General features: G+C 34.6%; 12 protein-coding genes and 1 pseudogene. 2 read left to right on the forward strand and 11 right to left on the reverse strand.

Annotation, left to right across the window (positions count from 1 at the left end):
* Positions 1–1,291: 1,291 nt before the first annotated feature.
* The 11 genes and pseudogenes from F6K27_RS12075 to F6K27_RS12125 form a co-directional block, all read right to left on the reverse strand.
* Positions 1,292–1,993 (reverse strand): TVP38/TMEM64 family protein, encoded by a 702-nt coding sequence (locus F6K27_RS12075; RefSeq protein ID WP_287276369.1) that lies wholly within the window; start codon positions 1,991–1,993, stop codon positions 1,292–1,294.
* Positions 1,994–2,059: 66 nt separating this feature from the next.
* Positions 2,060–3,028: a glycosyltransferase family 2 protein gene (locus F6K27_RS12080; RefSeq protein WP_287276370.1), complete on the reverse strand. Its 969-nt coding sequence runs from the start codon at positions 3,026–3,028 to the stop codon at positions 2,060–2,062.
* A gap of 297 nt (positions 3,029–3,325) precedes the next feature.
* Positions 3,326–3,481, reverse strand: a complete 156-nt coding sequence (locus tag F6K27_RS12085) for a hypothetical protein (protein WP_287276372.1) — start codon at positions 3,479–3,481, stop codon at positions 3,326–3,328.
* 255 nt (positions 3,482–3,736) lie between these two features.
* On the reverse strand, positions 3,737–4,486 hold the full coding sequence (locus tag F6K27_RS12090; protein WP_287276373.1) for a hypothetical protein: 750 nt from the start codon (positions 4,484–4,486) through the stop codon (positions 3,737–3,739).
* A gap of 83 nt (positions 4,487–4,569) precedes the next feature.
* Positions 4,570–5,820 (reverse strand): annotated as a pseudogene (locus F6K27_RS12095) (MBOAT family O-acyltransferase).
* Between the two features lie 482 nt (positions 5,821–6,302).
* The gene (locus F6K27_RS12100; RefSeq protein WP_287276374.1) at positions 6,303–8,189 is read right to left on the reverse strand and encodes an HTTM domain-containing protein; all 1,887 of its coding nucleotides are present in this window, start codon (positions 8,187–8,189) and stop codon (positions 6,303–6,305) included.
* A gap of 192 nt (positions 8,190–8,381) precedes the next feature.
* Positions 8,382–9,626, reverse strand: a complete 1,245-nt coding sequence (locus F6K27_RS12105; protein WP_124143984.1) for an NAD(P)/FAD-dependent oxidoreductase — start codon at positions 9,624–9,626, stop codon at positions 8,382–8,384.
* A 1,098-nt stretch (positions 9,627–10,724) separates the two neighbouring features.
* Entirely contained in the window at positions 10,725–12,182 is a 1,458-nt protein-coding gene (locus F6K27_RS12110; protein WP_124143983.1) for an MBOAT family protein, read from the reverse strand.
* A gap of 535 nt (positions 12,183–12,717) precedes the next feature.
* Entirely contained in the window at positions 12,718–13,125 is a 408-nt protein-coding gene (locus tag F6K27_RS12115; protein WP_124143982.1) for an acyl carrier protein, read from the reverse strand.
* Positions 13,097–14,899, reverse strand: coding sequence for an acyl-CoA dehydrogenase (locus tag F6K27_RS12120; protein WP_287276376.1), 1,803 nt, complete (start codon positions 14,897–14,899; stop codon positions 13,097–13,099). The genes F6K27_RS12115 and F6K27_RS12120 overlap by 29 nt, the downstream gene beginning before the upstream one ends.
* A gap of 31 nt (positions 14,900–14,930) precedes the next feature.
* A complete protein-coding gene (locus F6K27_RS12125) occupies positions 14,931–16,745 on the reverse strand; it encodes a fatty acyl-AMP ligase (RefSeq protein ID WP_287276378.1) in 1,815 nt (604 codons plus the stop codon).
* 1,058 nt (positions 16,746–17,803) lie between these two features.
* On the opposite strand from F6K27_RS12125, the gene F6K27_RS12130 reads away from it, so the two are divergent.
* Both F6K27_RS12130 and F6K27_RS12135 read left to right on the forward strand, forming a co-directional pair.
* Positions 17,804–18,142: a hypothetical protein gene (locus tag F6K27_RS12130; protein ID WP_287276380.1), complete on the forward strand. Its 339-nt coding sequence runs from the start codon at positions 17,804–17,806 to the stop codon at positions 18,140–18,142.
* Positions 18,143–18,617: 475 nt separating this feature from the next.
* A complete protein-coding gene (locus tag F6K27_RS12135) occupies positions 18,618–20,765 on the forward strand; it encodes a pentapeptide repeat-containing protein (protein WP_287276383.1) in 2,148 nt (715 codons plus the stop codon).
* Positions 20,766–20,820: the final 55 nt, after the last annotated feature.

A 20,820-nucleotide genomic window follows, 5' to 3' on the forward strand; every position in this document is an offset into this window, starting at 1 on the left:
AGTATATTTAGGAGTAAATAATTTAATAGCTGTAACGACAAATCAAACAGTAATTTTACCTCTTTTGATTAAAGGCAGACCATTAAAAGCCATTAATAAATTTTATAATAAACGACGCTCTTGTTTACCGAAAAATTGTGGTTTAAAGCCTCCACTTTTAAGGTGATAATAAATCAAAATTTTCATGATTAGTCAATCCTCTCCTTGAAAATAAGAGGTAATTATTAATTATTAATTGTTGAAAATATCAATTAAAAACTAACCAGAACAAATGTCATTATCATCGGTTAAAAAAATTAACTCACAAAGGAAATTGTCCAGTAGAAAATTATCTCCATACAGTAAGTAAAAGAGTAATAGATTGGTGTTTCATTAATTGATAATTGATAATGGATAATTACCTCTGGTTAAAACCGTTACGGAATTGAATATTATTTCTTCTGTTGGTCGATTGGATATGGCGAGGAGACCCGAAGAGTGACAGAGCCGCTCCGCTGTTAGCGTTTGCGGTAGCATTCCGGAACGGAAAGCTTTGCGGTAGCAAACGCCATCCCACCCTACGGGAAGCGGCACTAACGACCGCTTTTTTCCCCTTAAAAGGGTCGGCTTCAAGGCGCGAATTATTTAATAATTAATTATTAATTATTAATTCTTAGGTAAACCATGAAATAGGAATTTTAATTATTGGGCAGAATCAGAATTGGAAACAAGAGATAAAATTAGGTAAAAAGAACAATCAACAATTTGTGAATATCCCTGATTATAGGTTAATAGAAATGTTAATATATAAAACCAAATTAAGAGGAATAAAAGTAATAATTACAGAATAATCTTATACATCTCAATCGAGGTTTAGATGGGGATAATTCACCAAAAGATGGAGAAAAAAAACCGAAATTTAGTGGAAAAACAGTAATAAGAGAGTTGTATAAAACCAGGGAAAATAAATTATTAAATGCTGATGCGAATGAGTAATTTAATATAATTAAAAAAGTAATTCCTGATTTCTTGGACCAAGGAATAAAGGGTTTGCCGTTTAACCCTGTGGTGGTCGATCCAGTTGCCTTCAACTAAGCTTTCAGGTTTTTGAGTAAGTTTGAGTAAGTTTAGTTGAGCGGTAATTTCATTACTATATATAAGTTGAGTGAGTTCTGGTTCAGCAGAGCATTAATTCTTAAGATATAGGTGACATAACATAAGAGTTGAAACTAATTTGATGAATCAACTCTTAATTTAAACTTGCTTTTCATTTTTGTTATTTGGTTATTTTTGGATATTAACCAAAAGAGATTTAATTATCAAAAAAATCTGATGAAGATGAATCTTTCATTTCTTCTATAACTTTCTTTGGCAGACTGCGACGACGACGATACCAAGTTGCACCTCCTACTAACATAGCGATGAGACTTAACGCTCCAACTAAAGGCAAAATGTCACCTGTTTTTAATGCTGTTAAACCAGAACTTCCTAACATTACAAAAGGCAAAACACCAGGTAAAGTTCCCAAGATAGTACCTAATAGATAATCTTTAAAACTAACAGATGTTAAACCAGCAGCAAAATTTACTAAACCATAAGGAATGATTGGCAATAAACGAATGGCAAACATATAAAATAATCCTCCCTGACGCATTTCAGCATCCATTGCTTGCCATCTTCCAGCCAACTTTTGAGAAATCCATTCTCGACCTACAGTACGAGAATAATAAAATGCGATAATTGCAGCAATTATTGCTGCTAAACTTGTCCATAATGTACCTATCCAGGGTCCAAAAATTGCGCCTCCAGCCAGATTAAGTGCTGTAGAAGGTAAAACTAAAATAGTTGCTATTGTATAAATAACTATATAGATTATTGGCGCCCAAATACCTGCTCGTTCTAGCCAACTTTGAACTTGTTCCGGAGGTAAACCACCTAATAAATAAGCTGTTATTCCCGTGGCAATTATACAAATAATTGTCAGGAGAAAAATACCAATTTTAAAATTGAACATTAAATCTCTACTCCGACCCAAAATTACTGCTTTAGTATTCTTGATTTAATGACAAAAACTTTGAGATTATTCACTCCTAGTCATCTGATTTTCAAATCCATAACTTTCTCTGACTAAATAAAGAGGTCTTCTCTTGACTTCTTCATGAACGCGACCTAAATATTCACCTAAAATTCCTAGAGATAATAACTGCATTCCACCTAAAAATAATATCGCTACTATTAATGAAGCGTAACCAGGAACATCAATTCCAAATATCAAAGTCCGAATCACTAAAAAGCTAGCATAAATAAATGAAATTAAAGAAATTGATATCCCAATATAGCTCCAAATTTTGAGAGGTATTGAACTAAAAGCAGTGATACCTTCAATTGCTAAATTCCAGAGTTGCCAATAATTCCATTTTGTTTCACCTTTGAAACGAAGACCTCGGTCATATAATATTGAAGTTTGTTGATAACCTACCCAGGAAAATAAACCCTTCATAAAACGGTTAGTTTCTGGTAACTTTTTGAGAGCTTCTACAACTTTTCGGTCCATTAACCTGAAGTCGCCAGTATCGGGCGGAATTTCTACAGGGGTCAAACCTTGAATTGTACGATAGAATCTTTGGGCTGTGAATTTTTTGATCCAACTTTCTCCTTGGCGCGATCGCCTAGTTGCGTAGACCACATCATATCCTTCTCGCCACTTGGCTATCATTTCCACAATTAATTCTGGTGGGTCTTGTAGATCGGCATCTATGGGTATAACTGCATCGCCTACGGTATAGTCAATACCTGCTGTTATAGCAATTTCTTTACCAAAGTTACGGGAAAAGTTTACTACTTTAATTAAGGAATTGCGTTGATGATATTCTACTAATAACTTTAGAGTATTATCTTTACTACCATCATTAATACATATTATTTCATAAGTCATTTCTAGAGGCTTTAGCACCGATATTAGCCGTTCAAACAAATAATCAATATTTGGCTCCTCGTTATAAAAAGGAACGACTATGGAAAGTTGTACTTTCTTTTCTTCTGAAGGCATATTAAAAGCAAATATAAAGTCGTGACCATCCAGATTATACCAACAACAAATTTATGCTATTCCCCTTATATCGAATATTAATTAATTTTTATCAGGTACTTATATAATTTAGTATTTCTATTATTTGGCTTTTACTTCCATTAGAAAATATAGTAAAAATATGTCTATAGTCAAAAACTTTTCTAATTTTTTGGTAGATTAAGCTTGAGAGAATGTAGAATCAAGTTGATTATTGTTACTCATATTTATTTACCAATAAAAGTATTTTTTAACTCATATAAATACTCAATATAATTTTTATCTAATTTTTTCTGCTAGCTTGGCATCATATTTTTGTTTAATTTCTTTGACCAACTGTACTTCATCGGGATTATTTTTTGCCAAAACTTCACGGTCTTGACGAATGTTTACTAAATGAGATTCAACATTTTCTGAATTAATTAAAATTCCCAAATCCTCTGGAACATCTTCCTATTTATAATCAAAAATTAGGTTCAAAATTCAATCTCCTACTTTTTTAGTGTAATGATAATTATCTGTATAATTTTCCATATCATTATAGATAGATTCAGATGTGATACTGTTGTATCCAGAAAAATCAAATACAGGAGTAATTTCTACAAATTTACGTTTCCAGTCTTCAAAAATTGACCATTCACCTGTTGCTCGAATTGCTTCCCACTGAGTTACATGAGAGGGAGAAATAAATCAGATTAATTTGATTGGATTTTGTTGACACAAATCTAAAATTTTTTTCAACTCAGTTAATTGATTAGGTAATTGATATTTAGCATGAAGTTTATAATAAACATTGATACTATTGTTAAATCTCCACTTAGTTTTTTCTGGGTCATGATTTCGATATGGCATAAATCCATTTTCTCCATAAGCAATATTATCTGGTGGATTTTTTTGACTATCAACTATAGTTTCTTTACTTGCTGAAAGCGCATCTGAAGAAAAGGTAACGTGGACAAAATCTTCTAAGGAAATATGCCGTTTTTCTAATCTATTTTCGGAAAAGCTTGGTTGATTTTCTAAGAATGTGTTAAACATGAAAAAATCTAAGCCAAGAATAATCAAATCTAATTCTTTCTGGTTAGCGATCGCGTGTTCTATATAACGTCGTAATTCATAAATATTCAGACCGTTCAAACATAAATTATCACCAGGTTGCTCCTTTTCTAATCCTGGATGATTAGGGTTTAAACCTTGTTTTGTTCTAGATGAACCTATCAAAATCGTCACAGGTTTGATGCGAATAATATCAGTTGCTTTAAAGAGGCGATCGCTATTATCTTTCCGAAGTTTTGAATGATTTATTCCCAAGAAATTGGGAGTATTAAAAACATCATAAGGATCGATAACAACATTCAGTACTCCTAAAGCTACTACACGGAGAAATACTGAAAGTAAAAATATCCAATTATATCTAAGATATTTTCTTTTATTTCCCACAATTTTTTCTAATTTTTGGGTAGATTAAGCTTTAGAGTAAGTAGAACTAAGTTGATTATTAATGCTCATAATTTGCCTCCAAGTCAAATATGTTCTAAATAACGTCGTAATTCATAAGCACTTATAGCATTTAGTCCTAAATTATAAGCAGGTTGTTCATTTTTCAAAGCTGGATAATTAGTATCTAAACCTTGTTTGGTTTTAGATGACCCCATTAAAACAGTAACAGGAACAAAAGTAATTACCCATGCCAATACTTTCGGCATCGGAATATTTAACTTTCGCCACCAATGATTAATTGATACATAAACACCATGCAAACCTCCCCAAATCACATAAGTCCAACCTGCACCATGCCATAATCCACCTAACAGCATTGTTGTCAAAAGATTACTATAACGACGTACTTCTCCACGACGACTTCCACCCAGGGGAATATATAAATAATCTCTCAGAAAATTCGATAGAGTAATATGCCAGCGTCGCCAAAAATCGCTAATAGAAGTAGCCTTGTAGGGAGAGTTAAAATTAATCGGTAATTTAATATTAAACATCAACCCCAAACCTATCGCCATATCAGAATAACCAGAGAAATCAAAATATAGCTGAAAGGTTTAACTTAAAGCTCCTACCCAAGCTTCAATAAAACTCAACTCATACGCATTATTCAAAGCTCCTACAACCCAAGGCGATATAGTGTCAGCTATCAATACTTTTTTACATAATCCCAGACTAAAAATACTTAAACCCAAAGCCATATTTTTCTGGGAAAAAATAAAATTACGCAATTGACGAAACTGAGGAATAAGTTCATCATGGCGTAAAATAGGTCCGGCAATTAATTGGGGAAAGAAAACCACAAAGAAACTATAAGTAAGTAAATCATAATTAGTCTCTCTTGTTTCCCCACGATAAGCATCTACTAAATAAGCTATCTGAGTAAAAGTATAAAAAGAAATTGCCAAAGGCAAAATAATTTGCCCAGCATTCAAATTTGTAGAAACTACTGAATTAACAGTATCCAAGAAAAAGTTCGCATATTTATAATAGGAAATTATTGCTAAATTAAGAGCTATACCTACCCAAAGTAAAATATTTGCTCGCTTACTTTCCGGTTTAGCTTCAGCAATAAATTTACCCATTTGATAATTCCACAAAATAGAAATTATCAGCAGAGGCAAATAAGCAACATTCCAATAACCGTAAAAAGCAAAAGAGCTAGCAGTCAACCAAACCTTAGCAGCTTTAATTAAACCAAACTTGGTTAAGGCAAAGAATACAATCAGAGTTAAAGGTAAAAAACCAAAGATAAAAATATAAGAGTTAAATAACATACCAGGGCAAACACATCTTATTTTTGAAGTTTTTGTAGGGCAAGGATGTAATGGTTCTAAGTATTTATACTCATTACTCTTCTAAAGCTTAACGGTAGAAGGTTCCAGAATTTAGATGCGTTTTCCCTGAATTAAGATACCTAATCACTTTCTCCGATACGATTTTGCTAACAAATGTTAACAATGCACAGCAAGATAGCCTGCTGAGGGGGTATCTCCCAAAGTCTACAAGAAAACCTGTAGACGCTTTTTAAACACTTACATCGTCTTGGTTATCGACGTTCGCAGAAGTTTTAATTACTTGACCATGATAGGGGTAACTTATCAGGATAGCGGTTACATAGTGGCCTGGTTTTGCACCACAAACTACTCTGTCTGCACATGATTATAGCACAATCTATGCAACTATATCGGTATAACTATATCAACGTATATGAATTTATGTGAATAAATATTAGCAAATCAACAATAGTTAATCAACCCTAATTATTTTCTTGGTCATCTGAACAAGATTTTTGCATGACACTTTTCTTTTCCACAGTTTGTGTTTCCCCTGGTGGTACAGTTCTCTCATCCATAAAGAAAATATCGAAACTTTCTAATTTTTCCGAACCTTCATTCTTTTTATTCCATTCACGACAAACATAGTCTGCATAATAAGGATAAAGTTTTTTACCTATAGCTCGATTGAAATTTAGGAAATAAGTCCGCCACTGCATATTAGAATACAATTTATTAAATTCTCTTAGAGTTGGTTTATCCCAACTTAAAGGCTCTCCTTTTTTATACAAAACATCAACTTCTTTACCATTTTTCAACTTACCAGGAATAACATGCCAACCATCATCTCTAGGTGGAGCAGGAGCAAAGATACTCCAAGATTTATCTAATTTTGTCACCTTACCAAAAACATCTAACCTTTGTACAATCCGACGTTGAAATAATTTGTGAGTCTTAGTAATTAAATCTTGCTTTTGTACTTTTCTTCTTTGATAGGTTTGTTTGACAAAACTTTTAACGTTCCAAATAAAAGTATAAATAATTAGTAAAAATATAATGATATTTAATCCGCGATAAGGACGTATATTTAAAGGACGAAATTGAAAAGGTTTAGTAAAGTTGCCAGCAAATTTTCTATTATTGGCAATAGTTTCATAAAATTTAGTTCCAATTGGCATGATTGATGGTAATCCCATCACAAAAGCCAAAGGTTTAAATATAGGAGACAAACTAAATACATAAACTAAAGCTTCCCATTTAAAAAGTCGATTTTCTTGCCAGTCTACCACTACCCAAGAATTTTTATCCTGCATATCAGCATAGATAGATTCATCAGTTTGACAAGTCGTTAATGGCGTTCCCGGTAAAATCAAAAAAGTGCGTAGCAGATAAACAACTTTCTTACAAAATCCACAGTCTTTATCATAATAAATCTTTAATCCTTGCCGTTCATTTGTCTTAATTTTTTCCTGCCAATTATCCCATACTGGTGTAGGAATCAAAGCCAACCAACTAACAATACTTAAAAAAGGAAATATTCCTATAGTAAAACACAAACCAAAAGTAATATGTAAAAGAATAAATGAAACAACAGCAAAGGAACGGAAAAACGTAATTCCAAAAGGAATAAAAATCATCCAAGGTCCTAACCATTCAAACCAAAGAGCTGCCCAGGTTAGTAACTTTAATATAGGCTGAGGAAAACTTAGTAAAAATTGCCCGAATGTTGTAGCATACCCATCAAAACTCAAAGAATAATAGACAGCATCTCCATCAGGCCACCATAATTCACTTTTTGTTTTATATGCTGCTGAACCTGCGTAAATAAGCACCATTTGTGCCATTAATGCAAAAGTAGCAGCAGAACAAATACGTTTCGGTAATTTTTCTGTTGATGAATTCAATGCACTATCAATTGAATAGTTTGCTCCCAATGGTAAGAACATTGACCAAAAAAGTAGCACCCTTAATACATCATCTCCAGCAAAAATCAGGGTAGGATTTCTATTATGAATAGAAATAATAAACGCCCACATAGCAATAGTTGCTAATCTAGTTCGATATCCTACTAACAAAGCTATAGCTATTAATCCTGCAAATAAGAAAATTAACCCCTGTACAAAAGCTGCACCACTAATTGAATTTATTGACCAATACAAAGGACTTGAAATTTCCTTGAGTAATGTTCGAGGCAATACTCCAGCATCACTATAATGAGCTGTTAAATCTCCAGCACGGATAATTAAATCTGTGATAATTATTAACGCTAACCCTATTCTAAATAGGGCAAGTGATCGCAAATCTAAACCAAACAATTTTTCCAGTGTGGCACCTAAATTATTTTTTTCCTTTTCCATACTTACTGTCATTTTAATTATTTATAGTAATTTCATTTGAGTTGCGTAAAAAACATGGTTGCTTTTAGGCAACAGGCAACAGGCAACAGGTAAGAAGGTTTGCCGAACTTTTTACTATTAGTAAATAACTAATTCTTGTTTGACATATCATATCATTTGAAAATGCTATAGTTATTGACTGTATTAAAATTATAAATTATCTATTTATCTCAATTTTTTGTGACTAGCTGATTTGCCAAATAAATGTTGCCACCAAACTTGTAATCTATGGCGAATAACTTTAAATTTGTGAGATAAAGTAGGTAATCTTTGAATATAAACTCCTAACCTAACCAAAGCAGCAAAAGAGCCAGATAAACTAATACCAAAACTAGAAATAGCTGCCGTATTCATCCCCAAAGTAATCATCTCTCCCAAATGTAAATAATGAAACGGTCTTGGGCGTTTATTATTTAAAGTTTTCCATAAATTTTTGGCTGCTTGACTTGCTTGTTGATAAGCAACTTGAGCTGTTGCTGGAAGTTGTTGATTATTGGGATATGAAATCTCCGCAACATCTCCTAATGCAAATACTTCTGGATAGTCCACTAACTGTAAAGTTGGCTCACAAATAAGTTGACCTCTAGAATTATGAGAACAATCCAAATTTTTCACCAACTCTCTCATTTGAGTTCCCGCAGTCCATAATATTAAATCGGTGGGGATAACAGCAGTTTCTCCAGCTTGCAAAATAGTGATTTTGTCAGTTTCAATAGCATTCACACCTGTCTGTAAACTGATTAAAACATTTCTTTTATCTAAAGCACGTTGAGCATTTTTCCGAGTAGCAGGAGTAAAACTTTTCAGAATTTCCTTTCCTCTTTCTATCAGACGTATTTCTCCCCTTTTCCCTAATCTATCTGCTATTTTTCCTGCTAACTCTACCCCACTCGGACCCCCACCTACAATACTTACCAGAATTTTTTCTTGGCTAGAATTTTCCAAACTTTGTAACTTTTGTTCGAGGCGTTGAGTATCAGCTAAAGTTCTGAATGTCAAAACATTTTCTGCACCATTTGGTATTTTTCCATTAGTGACACCCACAGCAATAACTAAATAATCATAAGGCAAATTTCCTCCCTCTAAAAGTTTAACTTGACTAGTTTTTAAATCAATATCTTCAACCGTGTCTTGGCAAAACTGAATGTCTTTATTTTTGAGTAATTTATCAAAAGATGGAGCTATTTCCCAAGTTTTAAGTTCATCTGTAATCACCTCATAAAGTAAGGGAGTAAACACAATATGATCCTGTGAATCTATTAAAATTATTTGACAGTTTTTATGTTTAAATCCCCGAAAGCTTTGTAAATACAATGCTGTATAAAGACCGCCGAAGCCACCGCCTAAAATACAAATTTTTGTAGCTACATTACTTCCTTCGACTGTTTCAGATATTTTTCCAGTTTCCACAGCTTTTAATATTGATAATTATTGATTTTTGGCGTTGGTGAAAAGAGGTATGATATCTTGTCCGGATAAGAGCGCGAACAAAAAACTTTCCCCTTCTATTCCTTATTTCTTTTTCTTTATTCCCTCCTGACTCCTGACTCCTGACTCCTGACTCCTAAATAATTAAGATTAATATCATACCCTAATTTACCAGCGCCGATTTTTTACCTATTCTATAAAAATTACTCCTGACAAATCCCGATATGAAAATTTTCAGGAAGCAGCCTTCAACAATTAATAATTAATAATTAATTATTAATTATTAATTATTAACTCTCCTTGAAAAAAAGAGAATTAACTCAAAATAATTTTTTTTCTTTTTTCTCCTTTAAAGGAGAGGCTTTAAATCTTAATTATTCGGTAATTTTTTTTAAATTAACTTCAAAATTTTTACAGGTATAGCAATTTACTCTGGCATATTTACGCATTATTTTTTGTACATCTTTTCTAGATTGCACTTAATAACTCTAAGTTGTAAGTACCTGAAAGCGCATTGCTATAATTATATTTTTGAATCAAGTCATATAAAACTTTTTGTCAGAGCAAAATGTATTAGTACCTAACCAATTTTACTATTCAGAATTCTCCTTGCCACTATTGTTTTCATACCCTAACACCTAACCCAAAGTTTTAATATGATAGTAGAGCTAGTTTTAACCTCCATCGACCGCATGTTTGGTTTTACTGAAATATTTCTTCAACCGATATACATCAACACTCCAAATTAAAATCAATATGATCGCATTTAATCTGTTAACCATTGTATTTCACGCCCCAAAAATTTTTGTAAATCCAAAATATTCTTCCGGAACAAATGTTTTAAATCTAATCATTAGACATCTTGCAGAAGTCAGGGAATAGGGTATTGGAAATAGGGAGATGAAATTATTGATTTGATATCTTAAATTGATTTAATTAACACTTTTACCGAAAATTTGTGGTTCAAACCCTTCTCTTTTAAGGGGATAAAAATAAAAATTTTCCTTTGAGTCAATCCTATCCGTTTTAAAGGAGAGGTAATTATTAATTATTAATTATTAATTGTTGAACAGAGTTCTATTAAAACTCAAAGTAAATAAATTCAGAAGGAATAGTTGCCCCCAGTAAAATAGTTAAACCTAGCAGACCCCTAGATATCCAAGGAGATAGCAATAACTCATACTCATCTCGCTGCTGCCAAACTGCCAAATGTTCTAAAAATAATGCCCCGATCGCCACAGCTAAAGTAAAAACTAAAGCCCAAGCCTCATTTATGCTATAAGAGCTAAAAGCATCGATCACCCCTGAAAGTGAATAAGCTCCAGGTGTAACTAAAGTTACTAACTTAGTACCCAACCTACTAATATTAGTTTCCATAAAAAATAAACAGCCTAGAGTCACGGACATAAACGTCAAGGCCCAGGAAACTAAATCAGTTCTAGAAGTCCATCTACCCACAAACCTCTGAAAAGGTCTCCCGGCATATCTGATTGCCAATAGTAATGCTCCGTGGTAAGCTCCCCATAAAATAAAATTCCAGGCTGCCCCGTGCCAAAAGCCTGAAAGAGTAAATGTTATAAATAAATAAAATGGTGCCCATTGTTTATTTGCACCCATCAAAGGAATAAAAACATAGTCCCTAAACCAGTTACTCAGAGTAATGTGCCAACGTCGCCAAAATTCTTGGATACTGACAGAAGTGTAGGGTGCCAGAAAGTTTAATTCTAGTTTAACTCCCACAAATCTAGCGATACCAACAGCCATAAAGCTGTAACCACCAAAGTCAAAATATATTCTTAAAGTAAACAAAAAGGCATGAAACCAAACTAACAAAGCATTTGTTGCTTGCTCTAGGTCTATATATGGAGTAATGTTATCTGCTAGAACAAATTTCATAAATAAACCTAGAGATAACCATCGCAAACCTAATTCAAAGTTTTCTACAGTAAATTTGAATTTAAAAGATTCTAACTGGGGTAATAATTGTTTGCGTCTTTCGATTGGACCTGCTACAATTTGGGGAAAAAATGCGATAAAGTTGACGTAATCTATGAAATTAATTGGCTTTTTCTTTTTCGCTGTAAAAGAATCTACAACAAATGCCACCATCTGAAAAGTATAAAAAGAAATCCCTGGTGGAATAGTCTTATATACAGGTAAAGGAAAACTTTGTTGCCAATTATTCGGAATTCCTACCACTAAACCTACTACATCTTCTACAAAAAATGTGAGATATTTAAAGTATGCTAATACTGCTACATCAAATACTATTAAAAATGTAGCGATCGCCCTTGACTCCCAACCACGCCTTTGCAACATTAGTCGCACCATTATGTAGTTGAAAATCACCTCAAATATAAATACGGCAAAACTTTTTAAACTAGCATTTAAAAATAATGTTAGTGATAATACCATCAAGCCAATGGTATCAAAATAATCTTGCCAGAAGTTTAACCTTTTTCCTAGAGCGCGGATGGTGAAGAAAGGCACACTAAAAATCAGCAGCACCCACCAGAAGGAAAAATCCGAAAAATTCAATTAACTATTTCCTCCTCTATACTTGATAGCAACCTATCCCAATAAATTATGGTATGAGGTATTTGTCAATCTCTGAAATATTGAAATATTTTTTAGTTACCAAAAGCAATTTTATTATTGGTAACTAAGATTTTTAATTTTATGAAGATCAAGTCTTAATATATACTAAAAATCATTAGTATAACTAAGTAAAAATTCAGCCGTGAGCCATCAGCTATCTGCTATCTGCTATTACTTTTGGTAAACATTCAAAGCTGTATTAATTCAGCCCGGATTAAATCTTACTACAAAAGTCGTTAAGTCTATTTAAATTTAAACCCTATCCTCAAAAGCAGGGTCTTATAGCACTTGAAGCAAAGGTTAGAACAGCTCAAGAGTCTAAAACTTAGACCAGGTGTAAGATTTTTCCTTTTGCCTTCTGCCTTCTGCCCTCTGCTATATTGCTGTTTGCGTAGCATCCCGCAGGGAACTGCTGACTGCTCATAGCTAAATCCTCACATAACTAAGAATTTTCTCCGGGGGTTCTTCAGTTATTTTATGAACCACTTACTCCCTTCCAAAAACCACCCCAACCTTTACCAGATTTTTCAGCCGTTTCTTCCGCTTCTTCTGTTTTTTCTTCAGAGCTTGCCAAATTTTCTAATGCCTCAGAAATATCAAATTCAGAAACTAAATATTGAGCAGATTTTTCTATAGTTGGATAATCCCAAAATAAAGTAGAAGGTAACTCTAATTCTAGTTCATCTTCCAGCTCACCAACTAGAGTTACTGCATCAATTGAGTCCAAACCATAACGAGTTAAAGGTTCGGTAAATTCGATAGTACTTTTGTCAACAGACAATTGTTCTGCTAACTTTTCAGCAATCCACTTTTGTAAGATTTCTAAGGGGGAATTTTCTGTTTTTGCTTCAGTATTAAGCGTGCTGGAGTTCTGAACTTGCATTTATTTTATTCTCCTGTTTTTTAGTTTGTGCTAGTTGAAAAGGAACAATAGAAAAGATTTTATTTTCGTTATCAAGTTTGAGCATTTCTTGAGTAACTTTTTCCCAATATAATTGGTCTACTTTTCGTGAATGCCCAAAAGGTTGCAGTAGACGATTTAAACATAGTACCAACCACTCACCACCTGCAAAAAACTCACCCAGTATTTCGCGGTTATAAATCCACATATGCAAACACGCAGCAGCAGCGTGTAAAGCACAGTATTTTTTAGCTATTTCAAATAATTCTGGTGACTGGTCGTGACCAAACTCAAATGCTGAATTAGCAATTTGTTGGTCGTGAGCGTTTACTTCTTCAATAACACACTCACTCAGTGTAGTAATTTGCTCTAAAACTTTAGTATTTATGTTAGCAGTTTTTAAAGCTTTTAACTGCTCTAAAGCAATTTCTAATCCTTGTAAAGCATCATCAGATCCCCGTCCTACAATTTCCAGTTTTTCTGGTTCAAAAGTAGGCAATTGTTTCTCCAAGGAAAAGATTATTTCCAGACGAGATTTAATTGCTTCCATCTTAGCATAATTCCGTCTAGAACGTTGTTTTGTTAACTGACGAAACTGTAAAATTAGAGAATGCAAATTAACAACTGTACTACCATCAAATACACTAATAATTGAGTTATCTCTCAGCACTTTTTGAAACATTCCCCAGTCATGTTCTTCCCGCATATAAAAACGAGAACCTAACACCACTGAAATATTATTAATCATCGTTTCTAGCTGAGTAGTAACAAAATATTTCACCACTGCACCCCAGACACTAAATTGTCCAGGAACAACATGAAATCCTCTCGCTGCTCCAATTGTTTCACAATCACCAATTAAGATGTCTAAAAAGGCTTCAGTCAAAGTTCTGCGAGGTTGAGGAATATCTAAAACTTTTTTGTTGTAAACAACTCGATTGATCGCAAATTTTAATGTAGTTCTTAAGGCTGTGTCAGCAGCTCCAAGAGAAAAAGCTGCACATAAAGTTCTGGTAATTTGAAATCCTTTCAGAGCTACTTCTAGACCGGATCCTTCTCCCTTAATCAACATATCTTCAGGAACAAAGCAATCCTTAAAACCTATCCCACTCATATCAGAAGCACGAATTCCGTGGGTAAGGATTTTTGGTAAATTGTAGTAATTTGCTGGGTCTAGTCGGCTTTTTTCTACCATAAATAAAGACAGACCTCTAGCTCCTCCATCCTCTTGGTCTGTCTTTGCTAATATATAAGAAACTCCAGAAATAGTTGCACGATTTATCGGCCACTTTTCCCCATTAAGTAGATAACCTCCAGGAACTTTTGTTGCGTTCAAATCTCCACCAATTAGGTCAGCACCATGTTCCTTCTCTGAGTAACCAAGGCACATTGCCCCATGTTCATCTTTAATATAGGTTGCTAACTTTTGCTTTTGTTCGTCCGTACCTGCCATCCAGGTAATAAAAGACCAAAATAAGGTAGTAAAAGCAATTCCAATTGTTTGGTCGCGTCTACACAAAACTCTAACAAAGGCCAAAAACTCTTCAAAAGAAGTAAACTCCCCCCCACAATTAACAGGGATATAGTGATGTTGTAGCTTCCAATTATAGAGCCATTCAATTTCCTGATGTGGAAATTCTTCACTCTCATCAATTTCAATTACTCTCTTGAAAGACATTGTACTGTCTGGATTTTGTGGATCGCCAAGAGCACGCTCTAACTCTTCAGCTACCCAATATTGCTTGAGTTTATCCATGCTAAATCTCCTATTTATCTAGGTTTAATTTCTAGCTATTTTTCATTTGGGATGCTAATGACTCAACTTCTTCTTGTAACTTTCGATACTTGGAGGTTAGTTGAGGATTTTCACTCCAGTCAGATATCACGTCTAGGGTTCCGGCCAAAAAATTGGAACGACAAGCACGACGTTGAATCTTGCCACTAGCAGTCTTAAGAATATTTCCTGACTTAGCCAAAATTACAGCATAAGCTTGTAATTCATGGTCTTCTGAAACAGCTTGGCGGATATCATTGATGACTTTCTCCGTATCCAAATCTTGAGTGCGACGTTCTACCTCTTGAACAATGACTAAATGTTCATCACCCCTAACTTCGACTGAAAAAGCAGCACCATAATCTGGACGAAGTGCCGGATGAACCTGTTGTACTGTCCACTCAATATCTTGGGGATAGTGATTTGTACCTCGGATAATAATTAAATCTTTAATCCTACCCGTAATATACAACTCCCCATCTTTCATAAATCCCATGTCTCCAGTCCGCAAAAACGGACTTTCTCCACTATCTTTGATGTAAGCTTGGAAAGTTTCTTTGGTAGCTTCCGGACGTTCCCAGTAGCCTTGAGCTACACTTGGGTCCAATACCCAAATCTCTCCCACTTCATCAGTAGCACATTTTGCTAAAGTTTCTGGATTGACAATAGCTACCTGAGTTTCACAAACTAAGCGACCACAAGATGGATAAGCTCTTACTCCTGTCGCATCAGGAGAAACTTCTACAATTTTATTTTTTTCTACTAGAGCTGTTGCATCTATAGTGCAAAGTACCGGGTCTGTGAGTTTAGGTTTAGCTGAAACCAGTAAAGTATCTTCTGCTAGTCCATAACATGGAGCAAAGGCATTCCAGCGAAAACCACTAGCTGAGAAAGTTCCGTAGAAACTCTCCATAACTTTTGGGTTAATAGGTTCCGCCGCATTACCTGCTGCCTCCCAACTACTAAGGTCTAAAGTAGATAGTTGTTTTGGCTTAACTCGGCGAACACAAAGGTCATAAGCAAAGTTAGGTGCTTGAGAGTGGGTCGCTTTGTAATTTGACAGAGCTTGCAGCCATCTCAGGGGTTGCTTCACAAATGAAAATGGGGACATTATGTAGCATGGAGTTCCATTATATAGGGGTTCCATCATTCCTTCCACTAACCCATAATCGTGGAAGAAAGGCATCCAGGTAATAGTTTTACTTTCTGGGGTATATCCACAAGCTCTCTGTAAATAGCCTAAGTGGTGAATTAAGTTTTTGTGGGTCAGCATTACCCCTTTTGGAGTAGAAGTAGAACCAGAGGTATACTGCAAATAAGCTAGTGTATCGCTAGTAACACCTGGATCTTTCCATTCCTGAGCTATTTCTAAATCAACAGATTCAGTATCTATCCAGCGCATTGTCTCGAACTCAGGAAATTCATCAGCTACTTCTTCTACAAGGGAAATAATTGTGGCCGTTGTTAGCACCAGGGAAGCTTGAGCATCTTGAACTATGGCTCTAAGTCTAGGCAAAGTTCGTTTGAGACGACCTGCTTCTGGAGGAGGTACTGGAATTGCGATTACCCCAGAGTATAGACAACCACAAAAAGCTGCTATTGCTTCTAGTCCTTGTGGATAGAGTAGTAAGCCTCGTTCTCCTTTGACTTGATGTTTTTGTAGCAATGCTGCAATAGCTCGTACTCGATGCTCTAGTGAAGCATAAGTAAAGTTTTCCCCTTCTTTTTTGCCGTCAACCAAAAAAGTGTATGCTAGTTTTTCTGGTTGTTCTGCTGATAAAGTTTGAAGTAGGTCTATTAGGGTGGAATATTTCACTGTCTCACTCATTAGAATAGGAGAAGTATTGGCTTGTATATTCAGATATTATTTGGTTATCTGGATTGGACTTAGGATTTTACTTTAGATTATTTATCCTGAGTAATACACCTATTAGAATGTAATTTTAGTGACATTTACTTATTTTGCTTGAGCCTCAAAGCTTGATAAAGCGCTGCAATAAGTGGGTTTTAAACTATGAGGTGGTAATTTTTTTTACTATACTCTTAGCCAATCTGTTTTATTTTGACATAAGTTGATCGACGATTGCAACTTTTAGGTTGGTTCTTTACAGAATCTTTAAGTAATCGGATAGGCTTGCAGAGAATTTTATCCTACTTTATATTTTGCACGTCAATTTTTAATACTAAAAGTAGTACGGCAAGAGCAAGAGTGGTTAAATACTTAACTTTGGCTTCCAAATCAAAAAATCCTATTCAACTGAAAGCAGGAGAGCAGGGTAGGGGAGCCATAAGTTTGACCAAGTAAGGAGGCAGTCCAAAAATCCAGGGCTATTTCATTCTTTATAGATTACCTGGGTGTTGGGAGTATGGGAAGTGTAGAGAAAAACTACAACTTTTTTATGGGTTGAATTAACTGTTTGGGGGTTTGCATTTTCCCATATCCCCCACCAACCCATACCTCCCAAACTCACTCCCCCCAATAAGTTTCAGCCTTAATGAAACAGCTATGCCAAAAATTGGAGATTTAATTTTTTGTTATTTCCTGATGTAGCAGTCGAAGCAGAACTTAGGACATTCCTAAATGCTCCAACCCAGTCATAGATTACGTATGTACGGGCGAATGGCCATTCACCCGTACTGACTTCTGACTTCTGACTTGCGCGTAGGGCTATACTTGGTCAATCATCTCAATATTCTATATTTTTATCTAAAATATAGAATATTGAGAATTTATAGTAGTCGAAGGAAAGGTTAGGACAGATCAAAAGCTTAAAACTCAGACAACGTAAGATTTTTCCTTTTTTCTTCCTTCTTCCTTCTGGTATATAATTATTCCTGAGCAAATATTATCTATAATTTGATGAGTTAAAGTAAAACTTTTTTTAGATGAATAATTACAACAATAATAACTTTAAAAAAAATCCCGAAGTAGACCAGGGATCTGTACCAAATGTATTGAACCCTCTATCTAATATTTTTAAGTCTATTCAAGGTTTTTATTACCAATTGTTAGAATGGTTTAAGGAACTTCCTCAATGGGCAAAAATTATAAGTTTAATTATTATTCCTCTATTCATAATCAAGATATTAGAGGCGATTATCAGTTTAGTTTCTTTGTTAATTACTATAGCTGTGTTTGGAGGAGCGATTTATATAGGATATAAATTTTTATTCTTACCTAATTATTCAGAAACAGGTAAAGATGAAGGTGAAAGACAGAAATGAATTATGATTATTGCTGCAAACTATTAATAAATACTCAAAAATATAGGTATTATTGATACATTAAAAAATATATAAATAAAGACGAATACTAGATTTATTGGCAGTCTTAGTCTGAGTAAAATTTGCTCAATTAGATTAGTTATAGTATTTACCTAGTGTAGTGTGAAATAAAGTATCAAAATTAGTTTGACCACAAAACAATAATAGTATATAGTATTTCTGCGATCGGTTACCAGCACTGTATGAATTGATTACAGGTTTTATCTGTTAACAAAATTTAGACATAACGGATAAGTTTGGAAAGTATGGGAAAATAAATATAGAACCAGCTTAAATGTGATATTAGCTCCTTATTTGTTCCTAGTTAGGAAACTAAAAAAAAGGGTGAAAACAGGTAGCCTTAATAGTAATACCATACTTAACGGTGCAAAATAATTAGTCTAAAAGTTGAGAATACTAGAGTAAGCACATCAATATGACAAGCCCAACTTTTGGTTCAGATATTTCAGATATCAATAATAGCAATAACACAGAGGCATCGTGGCAACAAAAATCCCAGCAATTACCTATCTGGGTCCGTAGATGTGGTGCTTGGACTACAGAAGTATCCCTGGTTGTTCTTAGTGGAATAGTTCCATTTTGGCTTGGTCACTTGGGTAATATAGGCAACAAATCTGTTCCTCTCAACCCAGTAGTAGCAACCACCACAGAAGCAATTGCCAATACTTTAGGAATTCCTTTACGAAACCGTTATCAGAAAGTAACACCTCTGGCTAATCTATTTTGGTCTGGAGCATTATTAGCTCCTTTAGCAATTGTAGGTTGGCAATTATTTTTGTTAGCTAGAACAGGTCAAACATTGCCTAAGCGTTGGTTTGAAATCAGAGTTGTGACAGCTTTAGGAACTTCTCCAGGCTTGAGAAGAACCCTAGTCCGTGAGGGTTTTGCTAAATGGGGATTACCTATGGGAACTGCCTACTTGATTTGGTATCTAACTGGGGCATTTCCTTCTTTGGCAATTCTATTAGCATTGTCGGGATTAGCGTTACTAGGTGATATTTCTTTGATTCGTTTCAATAAACTACGTCGTACAGGACATGATCGATTAGGAAACACTTTTGTTGTAGATGCCCGTTCTGGTCAATTAGATTCTCATCCTTTTAATTTTATCGATACTCAGACACAAGCTTCAATAGCAGCAATTGTTACTACTCACAAAAAATCAGAAGGTTTTCATCTTTGGCCTTGGATGCGAAAAAATCCAGGTATGACTTTACTGATGATAACTGCTTTAGGTATGGTCTCGGTTTTGGGGACAATTTTTGGCACTCATGTTTATATTCAAAATCAAGCAAATTGGCGAGAGTTTAAACAACAAGATAATGATATGTTTCTGGCTCTTGTGAATAAGTTGTCCCTGACTTCGAGTAAACCTCAGCAACGACAAGTGGCAGTTTTAGCTTTGGGTTCTACTAAAGATCCTCGTGCCATACCATTGTTAGTAGATTTGTTGGGGCAAGAAAATGAACCAAGTATACTTGATGGAATTCAACAATCTTTAGTTAGTGCTGGACCAACGGTAATACCGGAACTACGTCGCTTAAATCAAGCCCTCAAAAATGATCTAGATTCTCTAAGTTATGGAGGCAACTCTCAAGAACAGCTTCTGGTATCTCTGCGACTACGAGCTACTCAAAAGGCGATCGCTAAAGTTCTCAAAGTTTACAGTGGGTCGGTTAAAGAGGCTGACTTAAGTGGCGTTGATTTAGGTCAGATAACTTCTGGCCCTGCTAGCTTTACTTTGATATTAGAAAATACTGATTTGTCTGGAGTGAAATTTAGAGGCGCTACTCTTAATCAGGCTAGTTTTAAGAATAGTCGCTTTTATGGACCAGGAAAAGATAATCGTTTAGGAACTTTTGACGATTTGATTGCTGATTTGAGTGGAGCAAATCTGATAGAAACCAATTTAACGGGTGCGACATTTGGCCCAGTGGTGATGAAACGTGCAGACTTATTTAGAGCAATTCTAAATAAAGCAAAAATGCCTGATTCAATTCTGACAGAAGCCAACTTAAGCAGTGCTAAGTTAATTGAAACTGATTTACAGCGAGCAAATTTAACAGAAGCAAGTTTGACTGGTGCAGATTTAGGAAGTGCTAATTTATCAGAAGCTAATTTACGCAGAGCTCATTTAAGTAAAGTTAAGGCTGAAGGAGCTAGCTTTCAATCATCTAATTTAATGGAGTCTAATTGGCAAGGAGCAAATTTATCAGGGGCAAATTTCAGTAAAAGTAATTTGAGAAAAGCAGATTTGAGTTTAGCCCAACTAACAAATGTTAATTTTCGGAATGCTCAACTACAGAATGCTAATTTACGAAACGCAGATTTGAGTTTGGCAGATTTACGAGGAGCAAATTTGAGTGGAACTGATTTAAAAGGAGCCAAATTAGTAACTCCAAAACCGGCTCAATTAGACCAATTTTTGGCAAGTCCACTTGAGACATTCAAATCCGATTATTTAAGGGGAGTTAATTTTAATTTTGCCAAAAACTTAGATCCTAATCAAATTAATTACATTTGTAAACAGGGGGGAATTCACGAGCAATGTACGAATAATTAATTAGGGTTTGCTGAATAAAATTTTTTGGTAGAGGTAGGAGTCAGTCCTCAGGAAT

This window comes from Okeania sp. SIO2F5 (assembly GCF_010692685.1).
Lineage (GTDB): Bacteria > Cyanobacteriota > Cyanobacteriia > Cyanobacteriales > Microcoleaceae > Okeania > Okeania hirsuta.

What these genes read in the sequence shown, in the direction of transcription:
- F6K27_RS12080 (WP_287276370.1), bottom strand. Translation starts at nt 3,028, where the DNA reads ATGCCTTCAGAAGAAAAGAAAGTACAACTTTCCATAGTCGTTCCTTTT.
- F6K27_RS12130 (WP_287276380.1), top strand. Translation starts at nt 17,804, where the DNA reads ATGAATAATTACAACAATAATAACTTTAAAAAAAATCCCGAAGTAGAC.
- F6K27_RS12115 (WP_124143982.1), bottom strand. Translation starts at nt 13,125, where the DNA reads ATGCAAGTTCAGAACTCCAGCACGCTTAATACTGAAGCAAAAACAGAA.
- F6K27_RS12120 (WP_287276376.1), bottom strand. Translation starts at nt 14,899, where the DNA reads ATGGATAAACTCAAGCAATATTGGGTAGCTGAAGAGTTAGAGCGTGCT.
- F6K27_RS12125 (WP_287276378.1), bottom strand. Translation starts at nt 16,745, where the DNA reads ATGAGTGAGACAGTGAAATATTCCACCCTAATAGACCTACTTCAAACT.
- F6K27_RS12135 (WP_287276383.1), top strand. Translation starts at nt 18,618, where the DNA reads ATGACAAGCCCAACTTTTGGTTCAGATATTTCAGATATCAATAATAGC.
- F6K27_RS12075 (WP_287276369.1), bottom strand. Translation starts at nt 1,993, where the DNA reads ATGTTCAATTTTAAAATTGGTATTTTTCTCCTGACAATTATTTGTATA.
- F6K27_RS12100 (WP_287276374.1), bottom strand. Translation starts at nt 8,189, where the DNA reads ATGACAGTAAGTATGGAAAAGGAAAAAAATAATTTAGGTGCCACACTG.